Origin of the sequence: Allokutzneria oryzae, from assembly GCF_042429765.1 — a bacterium.
Classification (GTDB): Bacteria; Actinomycetota; Actinomycetes; order Mycobacteriales; family Pseudonocardiaceae; genus Allokutzneria; species Allokutzneria oryzae.
Window position 1 is genome coordinate 799,271 of the sequence record NZ_JBHLZU010000018.1, and the last position, 16,830, is coordinate 816,100.

Below are 16,830 nucleotides of genomic sequence, written 5' to 3' on the forward strand. Positions count from 1 at the left end.
ACGGCCTTCTCAGCGCTTGAGCACCCGGGCCGCGAGCTTGTCGCCGGAACCCACCATCAGCCGCAACGGCTTGGTCAGCACCGACAACAACACGGCCATCCGCGGCTTGCCGTAGCGGCGTGCGATCTTCGGTCCGATCGCGCCCATCACCGCGGTGATACCGGGCAAGGGCCGGATGAAGAGCGTCACCTCGGCGATCTGCGCGTTGTCGTCCAGCCGCACGAGTGAGCATTCCTCGATCGCAACGTCGCCGACCCGGCCCCGGTAGAACAGCGCCCGCTGCCGGTCGTCGCCGATATCGGTGTGGAACCGAATGTCGCTGATGCTGCTGAACCCCGCCTCGAAGATCTCGCGCACGCTCTCCTTGCCGGAGAAGGTGCCGCGCTCGGTCAGCGGCGACCGCAGCACCACGTCCTCAGCCATGGTCGAGACCGCCAGGTCCGCGTCGCCGCGCTCGCCCGCCAGCCGGAACCGCTCCGTGGTGGCTTCCGCTCGCTCCAGGCTCATGTCCCACTCCTCGTCGTCGTCGAAGCCAAACCCCGCCACAGCAGGTCCCTGGCGAGGAGCACGACCTGCTCCCGTGACACGTCTCGGTTCCGCCACCACCACGCCGCGAGGGCGTTGACCGCCCACTTCGACGTCTCGGCGAGGAGCTCGTCGGCGCGTGCCCGCTCCAGCTCCACCGAGAGCGACAGCTCGGGGATCTGGTGGAACAGCCCGGCGAGCCGCTGGGTGGCGAGCTCCTGCCCGCGCCGGTGCGCCTTGGCGACCTCGGCGTCGCCCGGCGTGTCCAGGAAGATCATTCGCCACGCGTGCTCGTTGCCCTCGATCCACGAGAAAATCGCGTCGAGGGACCGTGTGACCAGCTGTTCCGGTGTCTCCGCCGGTTCCGGTGCCGACCAATGCTCGATGAACGCCGTGGCGTGCGCTTCGAGCAGGTGCGCGTAGAGCCCGGCTTTCGACGGGAAGTGGTCGTAGAGCACCGGCGTGCTGATTCCCGCCGCTTTCGCGACCTCGCGCATGGACGCCTTGTCGTAGCCGTGCGCGGCGAAGATCTCCGCCGCCGCCGCGACGATGAGCGCGCGTCGGTCTTCCGGCCGGAGCCGCTTCCTGCGTGGGGACCGCTCGTTACCTGACATCGGTTAGGTAGCGTACCCGAGTTACCTAACAGCTGTCAGGTAGCGTCGCGCCGACGTGGTCTCGCTGTGACGGACCGACATCAAGCAATTACACGCGGATGCACCTTGCTGAGGGTCGCCCGATTGGGCAAAGTGTGGCCCGATGAGTTGACGGCGGGTAGTCGGGGGCCTGACCAAGCATGAAGCGGCGGCAGTCATGACACTCACCCCGGAAGAGATCCGCTCTGTGGTTTTCGCGAAGCCGCCACGCGGCGAACGGGGCTACTCCGACGACGACGTCGACGCGTTCCTGGACCGGGTCGAGGCGACCCTGCGCGGTGAGGACACGCTGACCCCCCAGGAAGTGCTCGAAGTCCGCTTCCCGCCCGCGCGCTGGCGCAGACGGGGGTATGACGAGGACGCCGTCGATGACTTCCTCGACCGCGCGGTGGAGACGCTCAAGGCCCTCGCCGAGGAGGGCGAGGCGCGCGAGAAGCCCTCGGCCGAGCGCATCCGCGCCGCCGACATCGGCAAGGTCGTCTTCAAGAAGCCCGCGCGCGGCAAGGCGGGCTACGACGACGAAGAGGTCGACGCGTTCCTGGACCGGATCGAGGCCACTCTGCGCGGCGAGGACTCCCTCACCGCCAAGAAGATCAAGGCCGCTCGTTTCAAGCCCGCCAAGCGCCGCGGCGACGCCTACGACGAGGACCAGGTCGACGCCTTCCTCCGCCGCATCACCCGGCAGCTGGAGGATGACGAGCTCGCCGACCTCCCGACGGAGATCACCGAGCGCAAGGCGCCCCCGGTCCGCGACAAGATCCGCGAGCAGGCGTTCCGGCCCCCGGTACCCGGCGGCCGCGGCTACGACGAGAAGCAGGTCAACGCGTTCCTGGAGCGCATCGAGGCCACCATGCGGGGCAAGGACACGATCACCCCGCAGCAGGTCGCCGACATCCGCTTCACCCCACCGCGCCGGGGCAAGCCCGGCTACGACGCCGACGGTGTCGACGCGTTGCTGGACCGGTTGGCGCTGTCGCTGACCCAGCTGCCACCGCGCACCCCCAAGCCGCTGCCGATGCTGACCGCCGCGGATGTCCGCAAGGTGGCCTTCCACCGCCCGCGGCCCGGCGAGCCCGGCTACGACGAGATCGAGGTGGACCAGTTCCTCGACCGCGTCGAGGCGACGTTGCAGGGCGAGGACCGCATCACCCTCAAGGACGTCCAGCGCGTCCGCTTCCACCCGCCAGCGCCGGGCCACGGCGGCTACGACAACGGCGAAGTGGACGCCTTCCTGGACCTGCTGGAGGTCCGCCTGGCGGGAGTGATGCCGACCGAGCGCATCAAGCCGGTCCCCCGGATGCCCCCGCGCACGGCTCCCCGAGCCCAGCACTCCGGCTTCTTCCCGGCCCCGCCCGCCCGCCACTAGCCCCACCCGCCAGCGCCGAAGCCGTCCTGGCCACACCCACAGCGCTGGTAACGCCAAACCCAGCCACCGGCACCCAACGCTGCTGGTAACGCCAAACCCAGCCACCGGCACCCAACGGCGCTGGTAACGCCAAACCCAGCCACCGGCACCCAACGCTGCTGGCAACACCAAACCCAGCCGTTGGCACCCAACGCTGCTGGCAACGCCAACCCAGCCACCGGCACCCAACGCTGCTGGTAACACCAAACCCAGCCACCGGCACTCAACGGCGCTGGTAACGCCAAGCCCAGCCGTTGGCACTCAACGCTGCTGGTAACGCCAAACTCAGCCACCGGCACCCAACGCTGCTGGTAACACCAAACCAAGCCACGCTGAGAAGGACGAAGCCCGCACCGTAGGGGGCATGGGGGACTCGGTCCCCCAAAATAATGAAGGCCAGGGGAAGGCGGCAAAGCCGCCGAACACCCTGGCCGTCGAGCGGGTGACGGGAATCGAACCCGCGCCTACAGCTTGGGAACCCGTTGCGGCTGACCAGGTGGCGCCCCTGACCTGCGGCTGGAGCGAGTCACCAGTGTCCCTGATTGACCGCTACTGACCTGCGCTAACAGCACGCAGACAGCACGTACGCACTTCGCCCCGAACGTTGCGTGGGCGGGGACTCGCACGCAGTCGAGACCCGGCCCACGCACAACGGTCAAGCAGCTAGAGACCACTCGCGCAAGTACTTGGCGACGAGCCCCCGCGCTGCAACCTCCAGGATGCGGCGGTTGGTGCGGGCGTGGAGCCGGAAGGCTTGACCGTGCCTGGTATCCCACACGACGGGGGTTGCTCCGGGTAGAGCCTGGTCGAGCACTGACTCCATCATCAGCAACAGGATGTCGGCGGCGTCCTGGTGTAGTTCCAACTCCTTGCAGTATGGCGCAACGAGCAGGAGCTTTCCGCTGGTAAGGCGGATGCCGAGGAGGTCCCGCAGTACGATGGTGAGTTCGCTTTCGGTCCAGCTTTCCTGCGCAACCCTCACGCCGGTGGCTCCAGCGGGCAACAGATCTAGAAAGCCGTTGGCCGCCTTGCGGAAGGCAGGCCCTCGCCAGTCGCGCTTCTGTACGGCCCACGCAACGACGTTGTCCAAGGGCGTTCGCGGGTCAACGGAGTTGAGTGACCGGCGCATAGCCGCGTGCAACGGCGAGTACATCGCGTATGCCATTGAGTTGCCCTCGTAGCGCTGCCTGTGCGCCCGGGCGATGCCCACGGCCTGTTTGGGAGTGGCAAGGACGTAGTCCAACCACGGAAGGCCGCCGATGCTGCGCTCGTTCACGGAGGTGGAGGGGGTAGCCAAGTACGGCTCCTTAGATCGCGACTGGAAGCCACCTACTCCGGACGTCACCCGGACTACCTTTCGACAACCTCCCCTGAATGGGTGTTAGAGGTTGACAAGCCGGGCTGCTCCCGGCTAAGTTTTGGGTTGTTGAGATCCAGAACTTAGGTAGAGTGGCTAGAGCTGTAGGTATACAGCATCCGCTCCAAGTTTCGCACAGGTGCCCAGGGGACGTCAACCCCCTGGGCACTTTTGTTTTCAAATCACTCCTTTGCGCAGGTCAGGGCTATGTGGGGTTGCTCATTCGGAGCAAAGGGACCCGGACCGCAGGCCCGCCAGGGCCGAGGACCGGAAGCCCTGCGCAGTCGCGGACCCCCAACCACAAGACCAACCCAGTCGCGCACAGGTCCGCGTAGGGACTGCCACCACATCGAGGCTCACCGTCAGGCGCTCGTCTTCGGCCTGCGGCGTGTGGTCCTGGAGACTTCTGCTTCTGCGTGCTTGGGGCCGGTGGTTGCTCCCCGATCGCGTGGGCGCGGCCCTCCGCCGACCCGGCGCGGGACCGGCCGTCAGGCCGCAGCCCGCTGGCCGGGTCGGCAAAGAACGGGGCCGCGTCAGCCCTGAGCGATCGGGTCAGGCAGGCGACCAGCGGCCCCGCAGGGGCCGCCTTGAACAAGTAAAGAAAGTCCTCACCGTGGACTGGTGCCGGACAGGGGATCAAGCAGCGACGGTGACGGTGGTGGCGGCGACGGTGGCCGGGTGGGGGATGGGCTCGCCGTTCTCGCGCATGCCCTCAAGGTGGAACTCGATGGCCTCTCGCATGAGCTGAAGGCACTCGTCCTGATCATCGGCGACGGCTACGCACCCGGGAAGGTCTGGACACCACGCGCCAAAGGAACCGGTCTCGCCGCGCTCGATGATGATGGCGTACGTACTCACTGCTGCCTCCATCAGATGCCAGCCTGCTTGCGGATGCTGCGCTCGGTACCGATCGGCACGTCAGTGCTGGGCTTGCCTGCCACTGTCACGGTACCTGGCTTGGTTGGGTGCCGGTACTGCCTGTGACTGCCCTTTGTTCGGGCTAGGTACCACCCGTCTGCCTCGATGAGCTTGATGATCTCGCTGACCTTCAGGGGCACGGCACTAACCTCGCTGATCGCTTTGCGGCAGGGCACTCACGAACTGGCAGGCGTCGGCGAGACATAGCAGAACGCTGGAATGCTCTGCCCCTCGCCGAACTGGTGGTAGGCGGTTCCGATGCGCTGCCATCCGAGACGCTCATACAAGCGGATCGCGGCCTTGTCCTTGTCCATGACATCGAGCACGAGACGCATGTTTTGCTGCTGCGCGTACTCGGTCGCGGCGCGCATCAAGTGCTCACCAAAGGAATGGCCGCGCGCGGTGGATAGCACGAAAAGGCGTCCCAGTACGGCGATTTTCTCGTCATTTGCCGACTGGGATTGCCATAGGCGAGCTGCGTCGTCACCTTCTTGCGGAGTGGTCAGCAGGACATGGCCGACAATGCTTCCGTCCTTCTCTGCAACCCACGCCCGGATTAGCGTCGGAGGTGTTAGCCATCCGATGGGATCGGCTACTCCTTCGACCGGATAGCCATCGCTCCGGTGAACTTCCACTAGTGCCTGGGCGCATGAAGGAAGGTCGTCCTGAAGTCGAACGCGCACGTCGGTGGCCATCAGTCCTCCACTGGCATGTTGTAGTCAAGTCCGTTCACATCTGCCCGCATCACGAAGTGTGTCACCTCGAATGGCTCGCCCTTATCATTAATTCCCGTGTGGAAGACATCAATCACGGGAACTCCGTCCGGAATTCGCAGACCTCGAACCTCGTCGGGGTTTGGCATTCGCGCGCAGATCTCTTCGCGAATCCTCGTGATCGGATGGCCAAGCTCCTCGAATCGTGCGTAGAGGCTTCCCTTTCCCATCTGTGCGGAGGTTGCAAGGACGGAACCCGATGCGATCTCCCATGGGATGTACGTTATTCCGACCTGAACGGGTTCATCGTCCGCGTAGTACCAGTTTTCGCGTCGAACAACAGAGTCTTCTTCATGGCTGATACCCAAGCGCTCAGCCACATTTTCTGGAGGCTGAGAGCGCGTGATAGACGTGCAGTCCACACGCGCGGTGCGGCCCTGCTTAGCCAGTTCCGCCCTGTACGGAGATAGGCCGGTTTCGTTGCGCACCCGCTGCGAGTAGCGCTCGCTGCCGAATCGGAGCAGGCGGCGCTTCTCTCGAACGAACACCCCTCGGCCGTGTTCGGCGGTAACCAGACCCTCTTCCGCAAGGAGCCGGATGGCCTCTCGGGCGGTGTTGCGCGCTACCTGGTGCTGCGCAGCCAGGGTGCGTTCGGAAGGCAGCTTCGTGCCCGGGGGGAACGTGCCGGACGTGATCGCGTGGCGAAGCTGCTCCGCCAACCGCCTGCTGGGGAGCTGCTTGTCTGCCTCGCTTGAACCGTGATCGGTCACGGCACACCTCATGCCTTCGTGGGGACCTGACACCACCAAGCCTACAACTGGTTCAAGCCAGTTGCTTGACGCGAGCCTTGTCGCCGTGTTCACTGGCTTAAGCCAGTACTGGCTCAAGCCAGTTGGGACAGGGTGGGAGCGAGTGATGACGGTGGCAGTCAAGGAGAGAACGCCGCAGTTCCGGCACGGTTCTGCGCATCTGTGGTTCCGCTTCGCGGATGACAACCCCTGCACTGGGTTGGCGTACTGGGCCTCGCGATTCGATGACCTTCCCTACGCGGTGTCCCTGGTCGTTGAGCGCCAGCTCGGCTTGTCTCCCCGCGAGTGGGACGACCTGGTGGCCGAGCGTGAGGTTGCCGAGCGGGTCGACTGCCACGGCTTGTTCCGGCTGCCGCTGGTCCTGGATCGCCCCCTTGGGTCGGCGCGTACGGGTGTGGCTGGTGTTGGTGTGTGCCCGGACTGCTGGGGGACCTGCGAGCAGATCGACACCGATGGTTCGCTGACCGGGACGGTCGGGGCCGCGCTGGTGTGCTCGTGCAGCGACGGATTCGTGTGGTGATCCCTATGTTCCCTGACGGTCGTTTCCTGGTCCTCGCTGACGACAGCGAACCCCACTCGTCACAGCCGGTGCCGGTGCCGGTGACGTTCACCTTCGCCGACCGCAACCCGATCACGGGCGAGCCCTACGAGCGGTCGCGGTTCCGTGACCTGCCGGGCTTCGTCGCCGCCGTGGTCACCGACTACCTGGACATGCCCTCGGCCGAGTGGAATCTCCTCGTCGAGTACGGCGAGGTCGCCGAGTTCGTTGACCCTCACCGGGTGTTCACCACCACCGCGACGGGTCGGCGGGGTGGTTCCGCGTGAGCACTTCCGCCCTGGTGTCTCGTCTGTCCACTGAGGACGAGCGCATGGTGAACCTGGTGCGCTCCAAGGCTTTCAAGTCCTGGCGTAGCAAGGTCGAGGCCGTCTCCGGGTGCGCCAAGCCGGTACGGCTGACGGGCTCGACGTGTCTTCAGGACACCACAGGTGCCCGGTTCGAGGAGTTCGAGGGACAGATCTTCGTCCCCTGCAACAACCGACGTGAAGCCGTGTGCGAGCCCTGTGCGGCGAAGTACGCCGCCGACACCTTCCACCTGATCCGCGCGGGCTTGTGCGGCGGCAAAGAGGTCCCGGAAGCGGTGTCGGGGCATGTGCGGGTCTTCGCCACCTTGACCCCGCCGTCCTTCGGGGCGGTGCACTCCCAGCCGCGCACGCGCACCGGCAAGGCCCGGCCGTGCTCGTGCGGGGAGTTCCACTCCGACTACGACACCCGCTTGGGCACCCCGGTGGATGCGGCTGCCTATGACTACGTGGGTGCGGTGTTGTGGCAGGCGCACTCCACCGAGCTGTGGCGGCGGTTCACCATCACCTGCGCTCGCCACCTGGCCGCAGCCCTGGGCATCGCCCCCGGACAGCTGCGGCACCACCTTCGGATCTCCTACGCCAAGGTCGCCGAGTACCAGCGGCGCGGGCTGGTGCACTTCCACGCGGTGATCCGAGTGGACGGCCCTGACGGCCCCACTACCCGGCCCCCGGCCGGAGTCACTGCGGACCTGCTGTGCGAGGTCGTGCGCTCCGCCGCCGCTGCCGTGGCGGTCACCAGCCCGCACAGCGACACCGTGGGCACGCGCACTCTGGTGTGGGGTGAGCAGGTCGACGCGCGCCCGATCACCGCGCACGACCCGGACGACCCGGACGCGCTGGTGCGGGATCACCAGGTGGCCGGGTACATCGCGAAGTACGCCACCAAGGGCACCGGCGCAACCTCGGGTGTTAACCGCCGCATCTATGAGGCCAAGGCGATCGAGGACCTGGACGTCTCCGAGCACCACAAGACGATGATCGCCACCTCGTGGTGGCTCGGCGGGCTGGAGGAGTTCGAGGCACTGAGGTTGCGGAAGTGGGCGCACATGCTCGGCTTCCGGGGCCACTTCCTGACCAAGTCCCGCCACTACTCCACGACCTTCACGGCCATGCGCACCACGCGCGCACAGTTCCGGCTCGCCGAGTACCTGGCCGGGCTGGGCATCAGCGACACCGAGCGGGTCTCGGTGGTCAACGACTGGCACATGACCGGTGTCGGCTACCGCTCTGACGCCGAACGCGACATGGCCTCCGCCATCGCCGCACGCACCGCACACCGCCGCTCCACACACCAGGGGGACTCCTCATGAGCAACGTCATCGCCTTCCCGGCCCGGCCCGCTGAGGAGCCGGAGCCCGAGGAGTTCGGCGACCTCTACGAGGGGCCGACGCCCGACATCGCCCCGGAGGGCCTGACCTACACCGTGGGTGAGCTGGCGTACCTGCTCAACCTGAGCACCTCGGTCACCGAGCAGTACCTGACCGAAGGGGTCATCCCTGGCTCGCGCATCGGCGGTCAGTGGGTGGCGTCGCGCAAGCGGTTGGCGACCTGGTTGGACTCGCTGCCGCGCGAAGGGGGTGCCTGGTGACTTCGGTGATCGCGAACGAGCACTACTCGGTTGAGGAGGCTGCGGCCTACCTCAGCACCACGGTGCGGTTCGTGCGGCGGCTGATCGCCGAACGGCGCATCACGTTCTACAAGGTCGGTCGGTACGTCCGGCTGAAGCATCGCGATCTGGAGGAGTTCGTCCAGGCGGGCAAGGTCGAGCCGATCACCGCCGAGTCCGTTCTCCGCGACCTGAGGAGGGTGAGCTAATGGCTCGCAAGAAGGGCCGTCGCCGTTTCGGATGGGTGCGCAAACTGCCTTCGGGGAGGTTCCAGGCGAGCTACCTCGGTCCGGACGGCAAGCGGCACAACGCACCTGAGACTTTCCCAACGGACCGGGACGCGGACCGCTGGCTGGTCCATGTTGAGGGCGCGATCCTCCGTCGTGAGTGGACGAACCCGGACCAGGCCAAGATCCGGCTCTGCGACTACGCCGAGAGCTGGATTGCGGAACGCCCCGGACTGCGGCCCCGCACGGTGCACCTGTACGGCTGGCTGCTGGCCAAGTACGTCACGCCTCACCTGGGAGAGGTCCAGCTCGGACAGCTCGACACGCCCATGATCCGCTCGTGGCGGGCGAAGCTGCTGCGGGAGGGTGTCTCGGAGACGATGACGGCGAAGGCGTACCGCCTGCTGCGGGCGGTCCTGATGACCGCCGCGAACGAGGATCGGATCATCCCGCGCAACCCGTGTCAGGTTCGTGGCGCTGGCTCGGAGAACCCGGACGAGCGTCCCGTTCTGACTGTTGCCCAGGTGTTCGATCTTGCTTCGAGGATGGCCGAGAAGCGGTACAGGGCCTTCGTGCTCTTGGCCGCGTTCGCCACTCTGCGGTGGGGTGAGATCACTGCGGTTCGTCGGCAGGACATCGCACCTGACGCGAGCTGGGTGCGGGTGGCTGGTGCGTTCGTGGAGTTGCCCGGTCGCGGCCTGGTCTACGGGCCGCCGAAGTCCCGTGCGGGGCGGCGGACTGTGGCGATTCCGGAGGCGATTCGGGCCGACATCTTCGCTCACCTGGATGAGTTTGTGGGGTCGAAGCCTGATGCCTGGGTTTTCACAGGCAAGCGGGGCAATCCGCTTCGGCGTTGCAACTTCAACCCGGCCACCAAGTGGAAGGCCGCCGTAGCAGCTATCGGCGTGCCTCATCTGCACTTTCACGACCTTCGGCACACCGGGAACACGCTGGCGGCTCGCACTAAGGCGAGCACTCGGGATCTGATGGCGCGCATGGGGCATGACAGCCCTCGTGCGGCGATGATCTACCAGCACGCAACCAGCGAGGCCGATCAGGAGATCGCTCGCGGTCTGAGCGGTCTGGTGGATCGGGAGCGCTACAAGAAGTCGGCTGACGATGACGACGACGGCGAAGCCGGTGCGCTGGTTCCGGTGGGCTAACCGCACGCCGACAGCACGATGACGTAGAAACAAGATCGAACGACGAAGGCCCAGGTCGCCGGGAAACCGGTTCTGACCTGGGCCTTCGTGTGTCGAGAGCGGGTGACGGGAATCGAACCCGCGCCTACAGCTTGGGAAGCTGTCGTTCTACCATTGAACTACACCCGCAGTGCGATCAAGAGCATACACAGACCGGTCGGGCTCGGGGAGCCCCGGGGTCCCCGGCTAGTCTGGGTCCGTGCTTCTCAGTGACCGGGACCTGCGCAAGGAGGTCGAGGCTGGCCGCCTCGGGCTCGATCCCTTCGACGCCGACATGATCCAGCCGTCCAGCATCGACGTCCGGCTGGACCGCTTCTTCCGGGTCTTCGACAACACGAAGTACACCCACATCGACCCGGCGTTGCAGCAGGACGAGCTGACCTCGCTGGTGGAGAAGAGCGACGAGAACGAGCCGTTCGTGCTGCACCCCGGCGAGTTCGTGCTCGGGTCCACCTACGAGCTCGTCACGCTGCCCGACGACCTGGCTGGCCGGTTGGAGGGCAAGTCCTCGCTGGGGCGGCTCGGGCTGCTGACCCACTCCACCGCGGGGTTCATCGACCCCGGCTTCACCGGCCACATCACCCTTGAGCTGTCCAACGTGGCCAACCTGCCGATCACGCTGTGGCCCGGCATGAAGATCGGTCAGCTGTGCCTGTTCCGGTTGAGCAGCCCCGCGGAGAACCCGTACGGCTCGGCCTCGGTGGGCTCGCGGTACCAGGGCCAGCGCGGGCCGACCCCGTCGCGCGCCTACCTGAACTTCCACCGCGTCGACACGCGCAGGTGAGCCGACCCCGCCCGGCGCGCTGAACCGGGCGGGGCCAGACTGGGGGCGTGCTCGTCCCGTTCGCCCGCACCGATCCGGAGCAGCTGGCAGGCTCCTCCGTCGAGGTGGTCAAGGAAGGCAGTCCCGCCAGCCCCGGCGAGATGGCCACCTTCACGGTGACCGTTCGCAACACCGGCGACGTGCCGCTCACCGAGGTCTCGATCGACGACGACGAGGACGCGGTGTGCGGCAACAGTTTCGCTGAGCCGCTGCCGCCGGGGGCTGAGCGCACCTACACCTGTGGCGCCGTGGTCGAGGACTTCAGCCCGCCGGGCACGGTCACGGTGACCGCGGTCGATCCGCAGCACAACCAGGTGCGCGCCACGTACGACACGAAGGTGATCGTGCACCGCCAGCAGGTGGAAACCGTTGCGCCTCAGGCAAGTGCGAGCCCCGATCAGCTGGCGTCGCCCGGTGTCGAGCTGGAACCCCTGCCGCTGATGGGAATCGGCATGGTGCTGCTCGGTGTGCTGCTGGTGGCATCCGGCCGCAACCGCTACCAGGGCAAGGCGCCGGAGTCCTCGTAGTAGCCGCCGTGCGGGCCGTCCTCGCCGGAGGTCGCCAGCCGCACCGCGATCCGCGCGCCCTGCTCGGCGGAGCGGTGCCCGGAGTGGTTGTTCAGGTCGGTCGCGCAGAAGCCCGGGTTCGCCGAGTTGATCTTCACCGGAGTGCCGGCCAGCTCCTTCGCGAAGGCCACGGTCACCGCGTTCAGCGCGGTCTTCGACGAGGAGTACGCGAGGTAGTTCAGCTCGCGGAACGGGTATTCCGGGTGCGCGGCGAGGCCGAGCGAACCCAGGTCGCTGCTCATGTTGACGATCCGGCCCGCGGGCGACCGGCGCAGCAGCGGCAGGAACGCCTGGGTCGTCTCGACCACCCCGAAGACGTTGGTCTCGTAGACGGTGCGCATGACCTCGGTCGGCAGTTCGCTCGGTGGTGCGTAGGAGCTGCCGGTGATGCCCGCGTTGTTCACCAGGACGTCCAGCCGCCCGAACTCCTTCTCAACGGTTTTCGCCGCTGCCGCAACGGATTCCGCGTTGCCGACGTCCAGCAGCACGAACCGCGCGTCGGCGCCGCCCTCGCGCAGCCGCGCCGCGGCCTCGCCGCCTCGCTCCGGGTCGCGCGCCGCGACCAGCACGGTCATGCCCAGCTCGCCGAGCTGGCGCGCGATCTCCAGCCCGATTCCCTTGTTGGCCCCGGTGACCAGGGCGATCTTCGTCGTCTCGTTCATGCCACCGAGCATCCGGCGGTTTCCCCGGCGGCGGGAGAGACCCGCTGAGGCTGGGATCGGCAGTCCCTCCCAGTTCGCGGCCGCGCGATGCATCCTGGGACACGTGAACAACCGGACCGAGCTCGCCGAGTTCCTTCGCAGCCGTCGAGCGAGGGTGCTCCCCGTGGACGTCGGGCTGCCCGCGGGGCACAACCGCCGCACGCCGGGGCTGCGCCGCGAGGAGGTCGCCAGGCTCGCCGCGATCTCCGTCGACTACTACACGCGGATGGAACAGGCGCGCGGCCCGCGTCCGTCCCGCCAGGTCCTCGGTGGCCTGGCCAGGGCGCTGCGGTTGTCCGACGACGAGCGCAGGCACCTGTTCACCCTCGTCGGGGAGACGCCGGAGCCGGTCGGGGAGCCGCCGCAGGACGTCCCCGCCGGCGTGCTCCACCTGCTCGACCGCCTCGACGACACCCCGGCCTTCGTGATCGACGCCAAGTACGACATGTTGGCGTGGAACGACATGGCGGTCGCGCTGGGGACGGACTACTCCGCACTGCCGCCGAAGCTGCGCAACCTCGCCCGGCAGCGGTTCCTGATGCGGCCCGAGCGGCCCTTCGACGCCGAGCAGGCCGAGCAGTTCGGCCGCGAGATGGTCGCCGACCTGCGCCAGGCCGCCGCCCGCTATCCGCACTCCGCCGAGCTGGGCGCGTTGGTCGCCGAGCTGCTCGCGAGCAGCGAGGAGTTCGCGGACCTGTGGGCCGAGCACGAGGTCCGGGTGCTGCGCGGCGGGAGCAAGCGGATGTGGCACCCGGAGGTCGGCGACCTCGTGCTGGACTGCCAGCGCCTCATGGTGCCGGAGGCCGACCAGTGCATCGTGCTCTACACGGCGGCCCCCGGCACGCCGTCACACGAGGCGCTGAGACTGCTGAAAGTGTTGGGAGCGCAGCGTTTCAGCTCTTCCCGAAGCGCTCAGCGAGATCACCGTAGCGAGCCAGCACCCGCGCCCGCAGCTCCGGGTCGGAGCGGGGGACCGGCTCCAGGAAGATCTCGTCCAGCTCGCTGAACTCCGCACGCAGCTCCGCGTCGATCCGCACGCACGCCCGCTCCAGCTCCGCGGCGGTCAGCGAGTCGTCGAAGTCCACCCTGGCGCACAACAACACCTGGTCGGTCCCGGTGAGCATGGTGAGCAGGTCGGCGACCGTCTCGACCTCCGGCTGCGCCCGCAGCCGGTTGTGCACCTCCCGCACGAGCCGTGGGTCGGCCTGGCGCCCGATCAGCAGCGCCTTGTTGCTGCGCCCCAGGATGTACGCGACGACGACGAGCAGCACACCGATCAGCAGCGACGCCACACCGTCCCAGACCGAGGAGCCGGTGAGGTCGTGCAGCCCGACTCCGGCGAAGGCGATGACCAGTCCGATCAACGCGGCGGTGTCTTCGAGGAACACAGTCTTGACGGTCGGATCGTCGGAGATCCGCAGGTACTCGCCGAACGAGCGGTCGTCCTCCTTGGCGTCCTTGCGGACCTGGCGGACGGCCTGCGACCAGGAGACAAGCTCCATCGCGAACGCCAGTCCCAGGACGAGGTAGCCGACCCACGCGTCGGTCTGCTCGACGCCCTCGCCCGCGAGCGTCTCGAAGCCCTCGATGAACGCGAACAACGCGCCGGACACGAAGATCGACACGGCGGCGAGCAGCGACCAGAAGTAGCGCTCCTTGCCGTACCCGAACGGATGGTGCCGGTCGGCGGGCCGCCCGGAGCGCCGCAGCGCGGTCAGCAACAACCCCTCGGTGAAGGTGTCGGCGACGGAGTGCGCGGCCTCGGCCAGCAACGCGGCCGAACCGGTCACCACACCGGCGAACGCCTTCATGACACCGATGCCGAAGTTCACCGCCAGCGCGACGAGCACGGTGAACGTGCTCTCGCCGCCGCTGTCCCGCTGCTGCTCAGCCACTCCGAAACCGTAGATCCCCACGGCTCCGCCCACACCCCGAGCGGTGCGGGCGGAGTGGGTGGTCAGAGTGCGGCGACCTGGCCCTGTGCCGCGCGGAGCGCGATGTCGGTGCGGTGGTGCGAGCCGGTCAGGTGCACTCTGGCGATCTTGCGGTACGCGTCGTCGCGGGCGGCGTCCAGGTCCTCGCCGATGCCGACGACCGACAGCACGCGGCCGCCCGCCGAGACCACCGCGCCGTCGTCGCGCCTGCGGGTGCCCGCGTGCAGCACCCCGTCGCCCTCGCTGCCGGTGATCACGTCGCCGGTCCTCGGACGGCCCGGGTAGCCCTCGGCCGCCACGACCACCGTGACCGCCGCGCCGTCCGCCCAGTCCAGTGGGGGCTGGTCGGCGAGCGTGCCGGTGGCCACCGCCTTGAGCAGCCCGGCCAGCGGCGTGCGCAGCAGCGCCAGCACCGCCTGGGTCTCCGGGTCGCCGAAGCGGCAGTTGAACTCGATGACCTGGACGCCGTCGCTGGTCAGCGCGAGCCCGGCGTAGAGCAGGCCCGAGAACGGCGTGCCCCGGCGGGCCAGCTCCTCGACCACGGGCCGCACGACGCGGTCCATGATCTCCTCGACCAGGCCCTCCGGCGCCCACGGCAGCGGCGCGTACGCGCCCATTCCGCCGGTGTTGGGGCCGGAGTCGCCGTCGCCGACCCGCTTGAAGTCCTGCGCGGGCAGCAGCGGCACCGCGGTGGTCCCGTCGACGAGGCAGAACAGCGACGCCTCCGGGCCGTCCAAAAAGGACTCCAGCAGCACCGGGTGGCCGTCGTCGAGCAGCCGCATGGCGTGCGCCCGCGCCGCGTCGAAGTCGGCGGTCACCACGACGCCCTTGCCCGCGGCGAGGCCGTCGTCCTTCACCACCCAGGTCGGCCCGAACCGGCCGAGGGCGGCGTCCAGCCGCGCGGGGTTGTCGACCACCTCGCTGCGGGCGGTGGGCACCCCGGCCGCGGACATGACGTCCTTGGCGAACGCCTTGGACCCCTCGATCCGCGCGGCCGCCTTGGACGGGCCGAAGCACGGGATCCCCGCGTCGTGGAGGGCGTCGGCCACCCCCGCGACCAGTGGGCCCTCCGGGCCGATCGCCACCAGGTCCGCCTGCCACTCCTGGGCGAGCCTGGTGACCGCGCCGGGGTCGACCGCGTCGACTCCGTAGGTCTCGGCCAGCGCGGCGGTACCGGCGTTGCCGGGCGCGCAGGCCAGAGCGGTCACGCTCGGGTCGCGGGACAGTGCGAGGAGCAGGGCATGTTCGCGGGCACCTGCGCCGATTACGAGAACGCGCACGGAGAGCAACCCTAGATGCCTCAGCGCATCACGCGAAACTCGCGCTCGGGCACGCCGCCGCGAGCCAGGCGCGCGGCGGCCTCCATGACGGTCCAGCCTGAGATCTGCACCGACAGGTCGCACTCCCAGCGGGAGTCCCGGCCGATGCCGCCGAACTGCTCGGCGAGCCGGGCGGGGGCGAGCCCGTTCCTGCCGACCGCCGGTACTGTCCACTGTGGACCGAATAGCGGTCCGCCCGGCACCGCTGCCCGGTTGCGCCACGCGCCCTCGGCGGAGCGATACACGATTCTGGCAGCGGTTTTCGCCGCGTCACCGTCGAACGCGAGTGCCGCGCCCGCGAGGTGCCGCGCGCAGATCCCGGCGTGCAACCCGGAGTCCGATCCGCCGTTGCCGCGCAGCACTCCGGCGGTCGTCAGGTGCTCGTCGACGGCGTCGATCGTGCGGCTCGCCAGCTCGCGCCACCGCCGCTCACCGGTCGTCTCGGCGAGCTCGACGCACGCGCCGACGAGCAGCCCCTGCGCGTGCGCCTGGATGCCGGATGTGACTTCCGCCACTTCATTGCCGATGATCCGCACGGACTCCGCGACCAGGCCGGTTTCCTGATCGATCAACCTCTCCGCGAGCCAGTCCACGGTGGACCGGGCCCGCTGAAGATCGGCGCGTTCCCCGAGTTCCTTTGCCAGCCTGGCAAACAGGATCGCGAACGCCGCGTTGGTGGACGCGTCCTTCACCCCGCCGTCGCGCGTCGACCACAGGCCACCTCCCGCGTGGTCGGTCCACGCCGCGCGCAGCCGCGAGGCGATCAGCCGGAGCGCCGCGGCCTTCGGCATCGCGGTCAGCCGCCGCGCCCGCGCCAACGCGAGCCCCATCATGGCCAGCTCGTCGTTCCGGTCGGACAACCAACCGTGCGGGTTGCGGAGCCGGATGCCCCGCACGAGCTTCACCACGGTCGCCTTGCGCCCGTCGTCGTCGGTGCGCTCGCCCGCGTCGACCGCGCAGTCCAGCAGCTGCGCCTGCCAGCCGTAGTGCCAGTTCGCGTGCAGCCGGTGCCCGGCATCAGGAGGCCACCGCGTCATCCCGAGCCGAGTGCCGGGGGTGCCCCAGACCTGACGCAGGTGCCTGCCGACGATGGCGACCTCCGCCACCGCCGCCCGCGCGCCCCAGAGCTCGGGCACCCCGTCGCCGGTCACCGCATCATGGTCACCCCTGAGCTGCCGGGACGCGCGCCGCCGCGCGTCCCGGCACGC

The 16,830-nt window shown here is 68.4% G+C and carries 21 protein-coding genes and 1 tRNA gene; 10 read left to right on the plus strand and 12 right to left on the minus strand.

All coding sequences use genetic code 11. From position 1 onward, the window contains the following. Positions 1 to 9: 9 nt before the first annotated feature. Entirely contained in the window at positions 10 to 507 is a 498-nt protein-coding gene (locus ACFFQA_RS22945) for a nuclear transport factor 2 family protein (RefSeq protein WP_377855693.1), read from the minus strand. Then, a complete protein-coding gene (locus ACFFQA_RS22950) occupies positions 504 to 1,139 on the minus strand; it encodes a TetR/AcrR family transcriptional regulator (RefSeq protein WP_377855696.1) in 636 nt (211 codons plus the stop codon). The genes ACFFQA_RS22945 and ACFFQA_RS22950 overlap by 4 nt, the downstream gene beginning before the upstream one ends. Before the next feature lie 196 nt (positions 1,140 to 1,335). Here ACFFQA_RS22950 and ACFFQA_RS22955 point away from each other — a divergent pair, with 196 nt between their 5' ends. After that, entirely contained in the window at positions 1,336 to 2,544 is a 1,209-nt protein-coding gene (locus tag ACFFQA_RS22955) for a DivIVA domain-containing protein (protein WP_377855699.1), read from the plus strand. 694 nt (positions 2,545 to 3,238) lie between these two features. On the opposite strand, the gene ACFFQA_RS22960 is transcribed toward ACFFQA_RS22955, so the two are convergent. The 5 genes from ACFFQA_RS22960 to ACFFQA_RS22980 all read right to left on the minus strand — a co-directional run bounded on the left by ACFFQA_RS22960 (position 3,239) and on the right by ACFFQA_RS22980 (position 6,341). After that, complete coding sequence (locus ACFFQA_RS22960) at positions 3,239 to 3,859, minus strand: hypothetical protein (RefSeq protein WP_377855702.1); 621 nt, start codon at positions 3,857 to 3,859, stop codon at positions 3,239 to 3,241. A gap of 717 nt (positions 3,860 to 4,576) precedes the next feature. Next, positions 4,577 to 4,798, minus strand: coding sequence for a type II toxin-antitoxin system HicB family antitoxin (locus ACFFQA_RS22965; protein ID WP_377855704.1), 222 nt, complete (start codon positions 4,796 to 4,798; stop codon positions 4,577 to 4,579). An 11-nt stretch (positions 4,799 to 4,809) separates the two neighbouring features. Beyond that, positions 4,810 to 4,998: a type II toxin-antitoxin system HicA family toxin gene (locus ACFFQA_RS22970; RefSeq protein ID WP_377855707.1), complete on the minus strand. Its 189-nt coding sequence runs from the start codon at positions 4,996 to 4,998 to the stop codon at positions 4,810 to 4,812. Between the two features lie 36 nt (positions 4,999 to 5,034). Next, positions 5,035 to 5,553, minus strand: coding sequence for a GNAT family N-acetyltransferase (locus ACFFQA_RS22975; protein ID WP_377855710.1), 519 nt, complete (start codon positions 5,551 to 5,553; stop codon positions 5,035 to 5,037). After that, positions 5,553 to 6,341 carry a GntR family transcriptional regulator gene (locus tag ACFFQA_RS22980; protein ID WP_377855713.1) on the minus strand — a complete coding sequence of 263 codons (789 nt, stop codon included), beginning with the start codon at positions 6,339 to 6,341 and terminating at the stop codon, positions 5,553 to 5,555. The genes ACFFQA_RS22975 and ACFFQA_RS22980 overlap by 1 nt, the downstream gene beginning before the upstream one ends. A 145-nt stretch (positions 6,342 to 6,486) precedes the next feature. Between ACFFQA_RS22980 and ACFFQA_RS22985 the strand changes: the two genes are divergently transcribed. Genes ACFFQA_RS22985 through ACFFQA_RS23010 form a run of 6 tightly spaced genes read left to right on the plus strand, consistent with a single transcriptional unit; the run spans position 6,487 to position 10,240 of the window. Continuing rightward, the gene (locus ACFFQA_RS22985) at positions 6,487 to 6,900 is read left to right on the plus strand and encodes a hypothetical protein (protein ID WP_377855716.1); all 414 of its coding nucleotides are present in this window, start codon (positions 6,487 to 6,489) and stop codon (positions 6,898 to 6,900) included. Positions 6,901 to 6,905: 5 nt separating this feature from the next. Further along, positions 6,906 to 7,205 (plus strand): hypothetical protein, encoded by a 300-nt coding sequence (locus ACFFQA_RS22990; protein WP_377855718.1) that lies wholly within the window; start codon positions 6,906 to 6,908, stop codon positions 7,203 to 7,205. Then, complete coding sequence (locus ACFFQA_RS22995) at positions 7,202 to 8,554, plus strand: replication initiator (protein ID WP_377855720.1); 1,353 nt, start codon at positions 7,202 to 7,204, stop codon at positions 8,552 to 8,554. Before ACFFQA_RS22990 ends, ACFFQA_RS22995 begins: the two co-directional genes overlap by 4 nt. Next, a complete protein-coding gene (locus ACFFQA_RS23000) occupies positions 8,551 to 8,832 on the plus strand; it encodes a helix-turn-helix domain-containing protein (protein WP_377855723.1) in 282 nt (93 codons plus the stop codon). Before ACFFQA_RS22995 ends, ACFFQA_RS23000 begins: the two co-directional genes overlap by 4 nt. Positions 8,833 to 8,837: 5 nt before the next feature. After that, positions 8,838 to 9,059 carry an excisionase family DNA-binding protein gene (locus ACFFQA_RS23005; RefSeq protein ID WP_377855979.1) on the plus strand — a complete coding sequence of 74 codons (222 nt, stop codon included), beginning with the start codon at positions 8,838 to 8,840 and terminating at the stop codon, positions 9,057 to 9,059. After that, positions 9,059 to 10,240: a tyrosine-type recombinase/integrase gene (locus ACFFQA_RS23010; RefSeq protein ID WP_377855726.1), complete on the plus strand. Its 1,182-nt coding sequence runs from the start codon at positions 9,059 to 9,061 to the stop codon at positions 10,238 to 10,240. Before ACFFQA_RS23005 ends, ACFFQA_RS23010 begins: the two co-directional genes overlap by 1 nt. 97 nt (positions 10,241 to 10,337) lie before the next feature. Here the strand turns inward: ACFFQA_RS23010 and ACFFQA_RS23015 are convergent. Further along, a tRNA-Gly gene (locus ACFFQA_RS23015) sits at positions 10,338 to 10,408 on the minus strand. A 70-nt stretch (positions 10,409 to 10,478) separates the two neighbouring features. Between ACFFQA_RS23015 and dcd the strand changes: the two genes are divergently transcribed. Both dcd and ACFFQA_RS23025 read left to right on the plus strand, forming a co-directional pair. Then, positions 10,479 to 11,063, plus strand: a complete 585-nt coding sequence (gene dcd / locus ACFFQA_RS23020) for a dCTP deaminase (protein ID WP_377855729.1) — start codon at positions 10,479 to 10,481, stop codon at positions 11,061 to 11,063. A gap of 47 nt (positions 11,064 to 11,110) precedes the next feature. Continuing rightward, complete coding sequence (locus tag ACFFQA_RS23025; protein ID WP_377855732.1) at positions 11,111 to 11,629, plus strand: CLIPPER-2 domain-containing protein; 519 nt, start codon at positions 11,111 to 11,113, stop codon at positions 11,627 to 11,629. Here the strand turns inward: ACFFQA_RS23025 and ACFFQA_RS23030 are convergent. Continuing rightward, complete coding sequence (locus ACFFQA_RS23030; protein WP_377855734.1) at positions 11,599 to 12,330, minus strand: SDR family oxidoreductase; 732 nt, start codon at positions 12,328 to 12,330, stop codon at positions 11,599 to 11,601. The two genes, ACFFQA_RS23025 and ACFFQA_RS23030, sit on opposite strands and share 31 nt — an antisense overlap. Positions 12,331 to 12,433: 103 nt before the next feature. Between ACFFQA_RS23030 and ACFFQA_RS23035 the strand changes: the two genes are divergently transcribed. Beyond that, complete coding sequence (locus ACFFQA_RS23035) at positions 12,434 to 13,375, plus strand: helix-turn-helix transcriptional regulator (protein ID WP_377855736.1); 942 nt, start codon at positions 12,434 to 12,436, stop codon at positions 13,373 to 13,375. Here ACFFQA_RS23035 and ACFFQA_RS23040 read toward each other — a convergent pair. The 3 genes from ACFFQA_RS23040 to ACFFQA_RS23050 all read right to left on the minus strand — a co-directional run bounded on the left by ACFFQA_RS23040 (position 13,263) and on the right by ACFFQA_RS23050 (position 16,773). Next, a complete protein-coding gene (locus tag ACFFQA_RS23040) occupies positions 13,263 to 14,264 on the minus strand; it encodes a cation diffusion facilitator family transporter (RefSeq protein WP_377855738.1) in 1,002 nt (333 codons plus the stop codon). The two genes, ACFFQA_RS23035 and ACFFQA_RS23040, sit on opposite strands and share 113 nt — an antisense overlap. Before the next feature lie 62 nt (positions 14,265 to 14,326). Next, a complete protein-coding gene (gene purD / locus ACFFQA_RS23045; protein ID WP_377855741.1) occupies positions 14,327 to 15,583 on the minus strand; it encodes a phosphoribosylamine--glycine ligase in 1,257 nt (418 codons plus the stop codon). A 20-nt stretch (positions 15,584 to 15,603) separates the two neighbouring features. Next, positions 15,604 to 16,773, minus strand: coding sequence for a glycoside hydrolase family 76 protein (locus ACFFQA_RS23050; RefSeq protein WP_377855744.1), 1,170 nt, complete (start codon positions 16,771 to 16,773; stop codon positions 15,604 to 15,606). Positions 16,774 to 16,830 lie beyond the last annotated feature (57 nt).

Bases quoted from the DNA above. Each gene is read 5' to 3' on its own strand.
- ACFFQA_RS22945 (WP_377855693.1), bottom strand. From the start codon at position 507: ATGAGCCTGGAGCGAGCGGAAGCCACCACGGAGCGGTTCCGGCTGGCG.
- ACFFQA_RS22950 (WP_377855696.1), bottom strand. From the start codon at position 1,139: ATGTCAGGTAACGAGCGGTCCCCACGCAGGAAGCGGCTCCGGCCGGAA.
- ACFFQA_RS22955 (WP_377855699.1), top strand. From the start codon at position 1,336: ATGACACTCACCCCGGAAGAGATCCGCTCTGTGGTTTTCGCGAAGCCG.
- ACFFQA_RS22975 (WP_377855710.1), bottom strand. From the start codon at position 5,553: ATGGCCACCGACGTGCGCGTTCGACTTCAGGACGACCTTCCTTCATGC.
- ACFFQA_RS22985 (WP_377855716.1), top strand. From the start codon at position 6,487: ATGACGGTGGCAGTCAAGGAGAGAACGCCGCAGTTCCGGCACGGTTCT.
- ACFFQA_RS22990 (WP_377855718.1), top strand. From the start codon at position 6,906: ATGTTCCCTGACGGTCGTTTCCTGGTCCTCGCTGACGACAGCGAACCC.
- ACFFQA_RS23000 (WP_377855723.1), top strand. From the start codon at position 8,551: ATGAGCAACGTCATCGCCTTCCCGGCCCGGCCCGCTGAGGAGCCGGAG.
- ACFFQA_RS23010 (WP_377855726.1), top strand. From the start codon at position 9,059: ATGGCTCGCAAGAAGGGCCGTCGCCGTTTCGGATGGGTGCGCAAACTG.
- ACFFQA_RS23030 (WP_377855734.1), bottom strand. From the start codon at position 12,330: ATGAACGAGACGACGAAGATCGCCCTGGTCACCGGGGCCAACAAGGGA.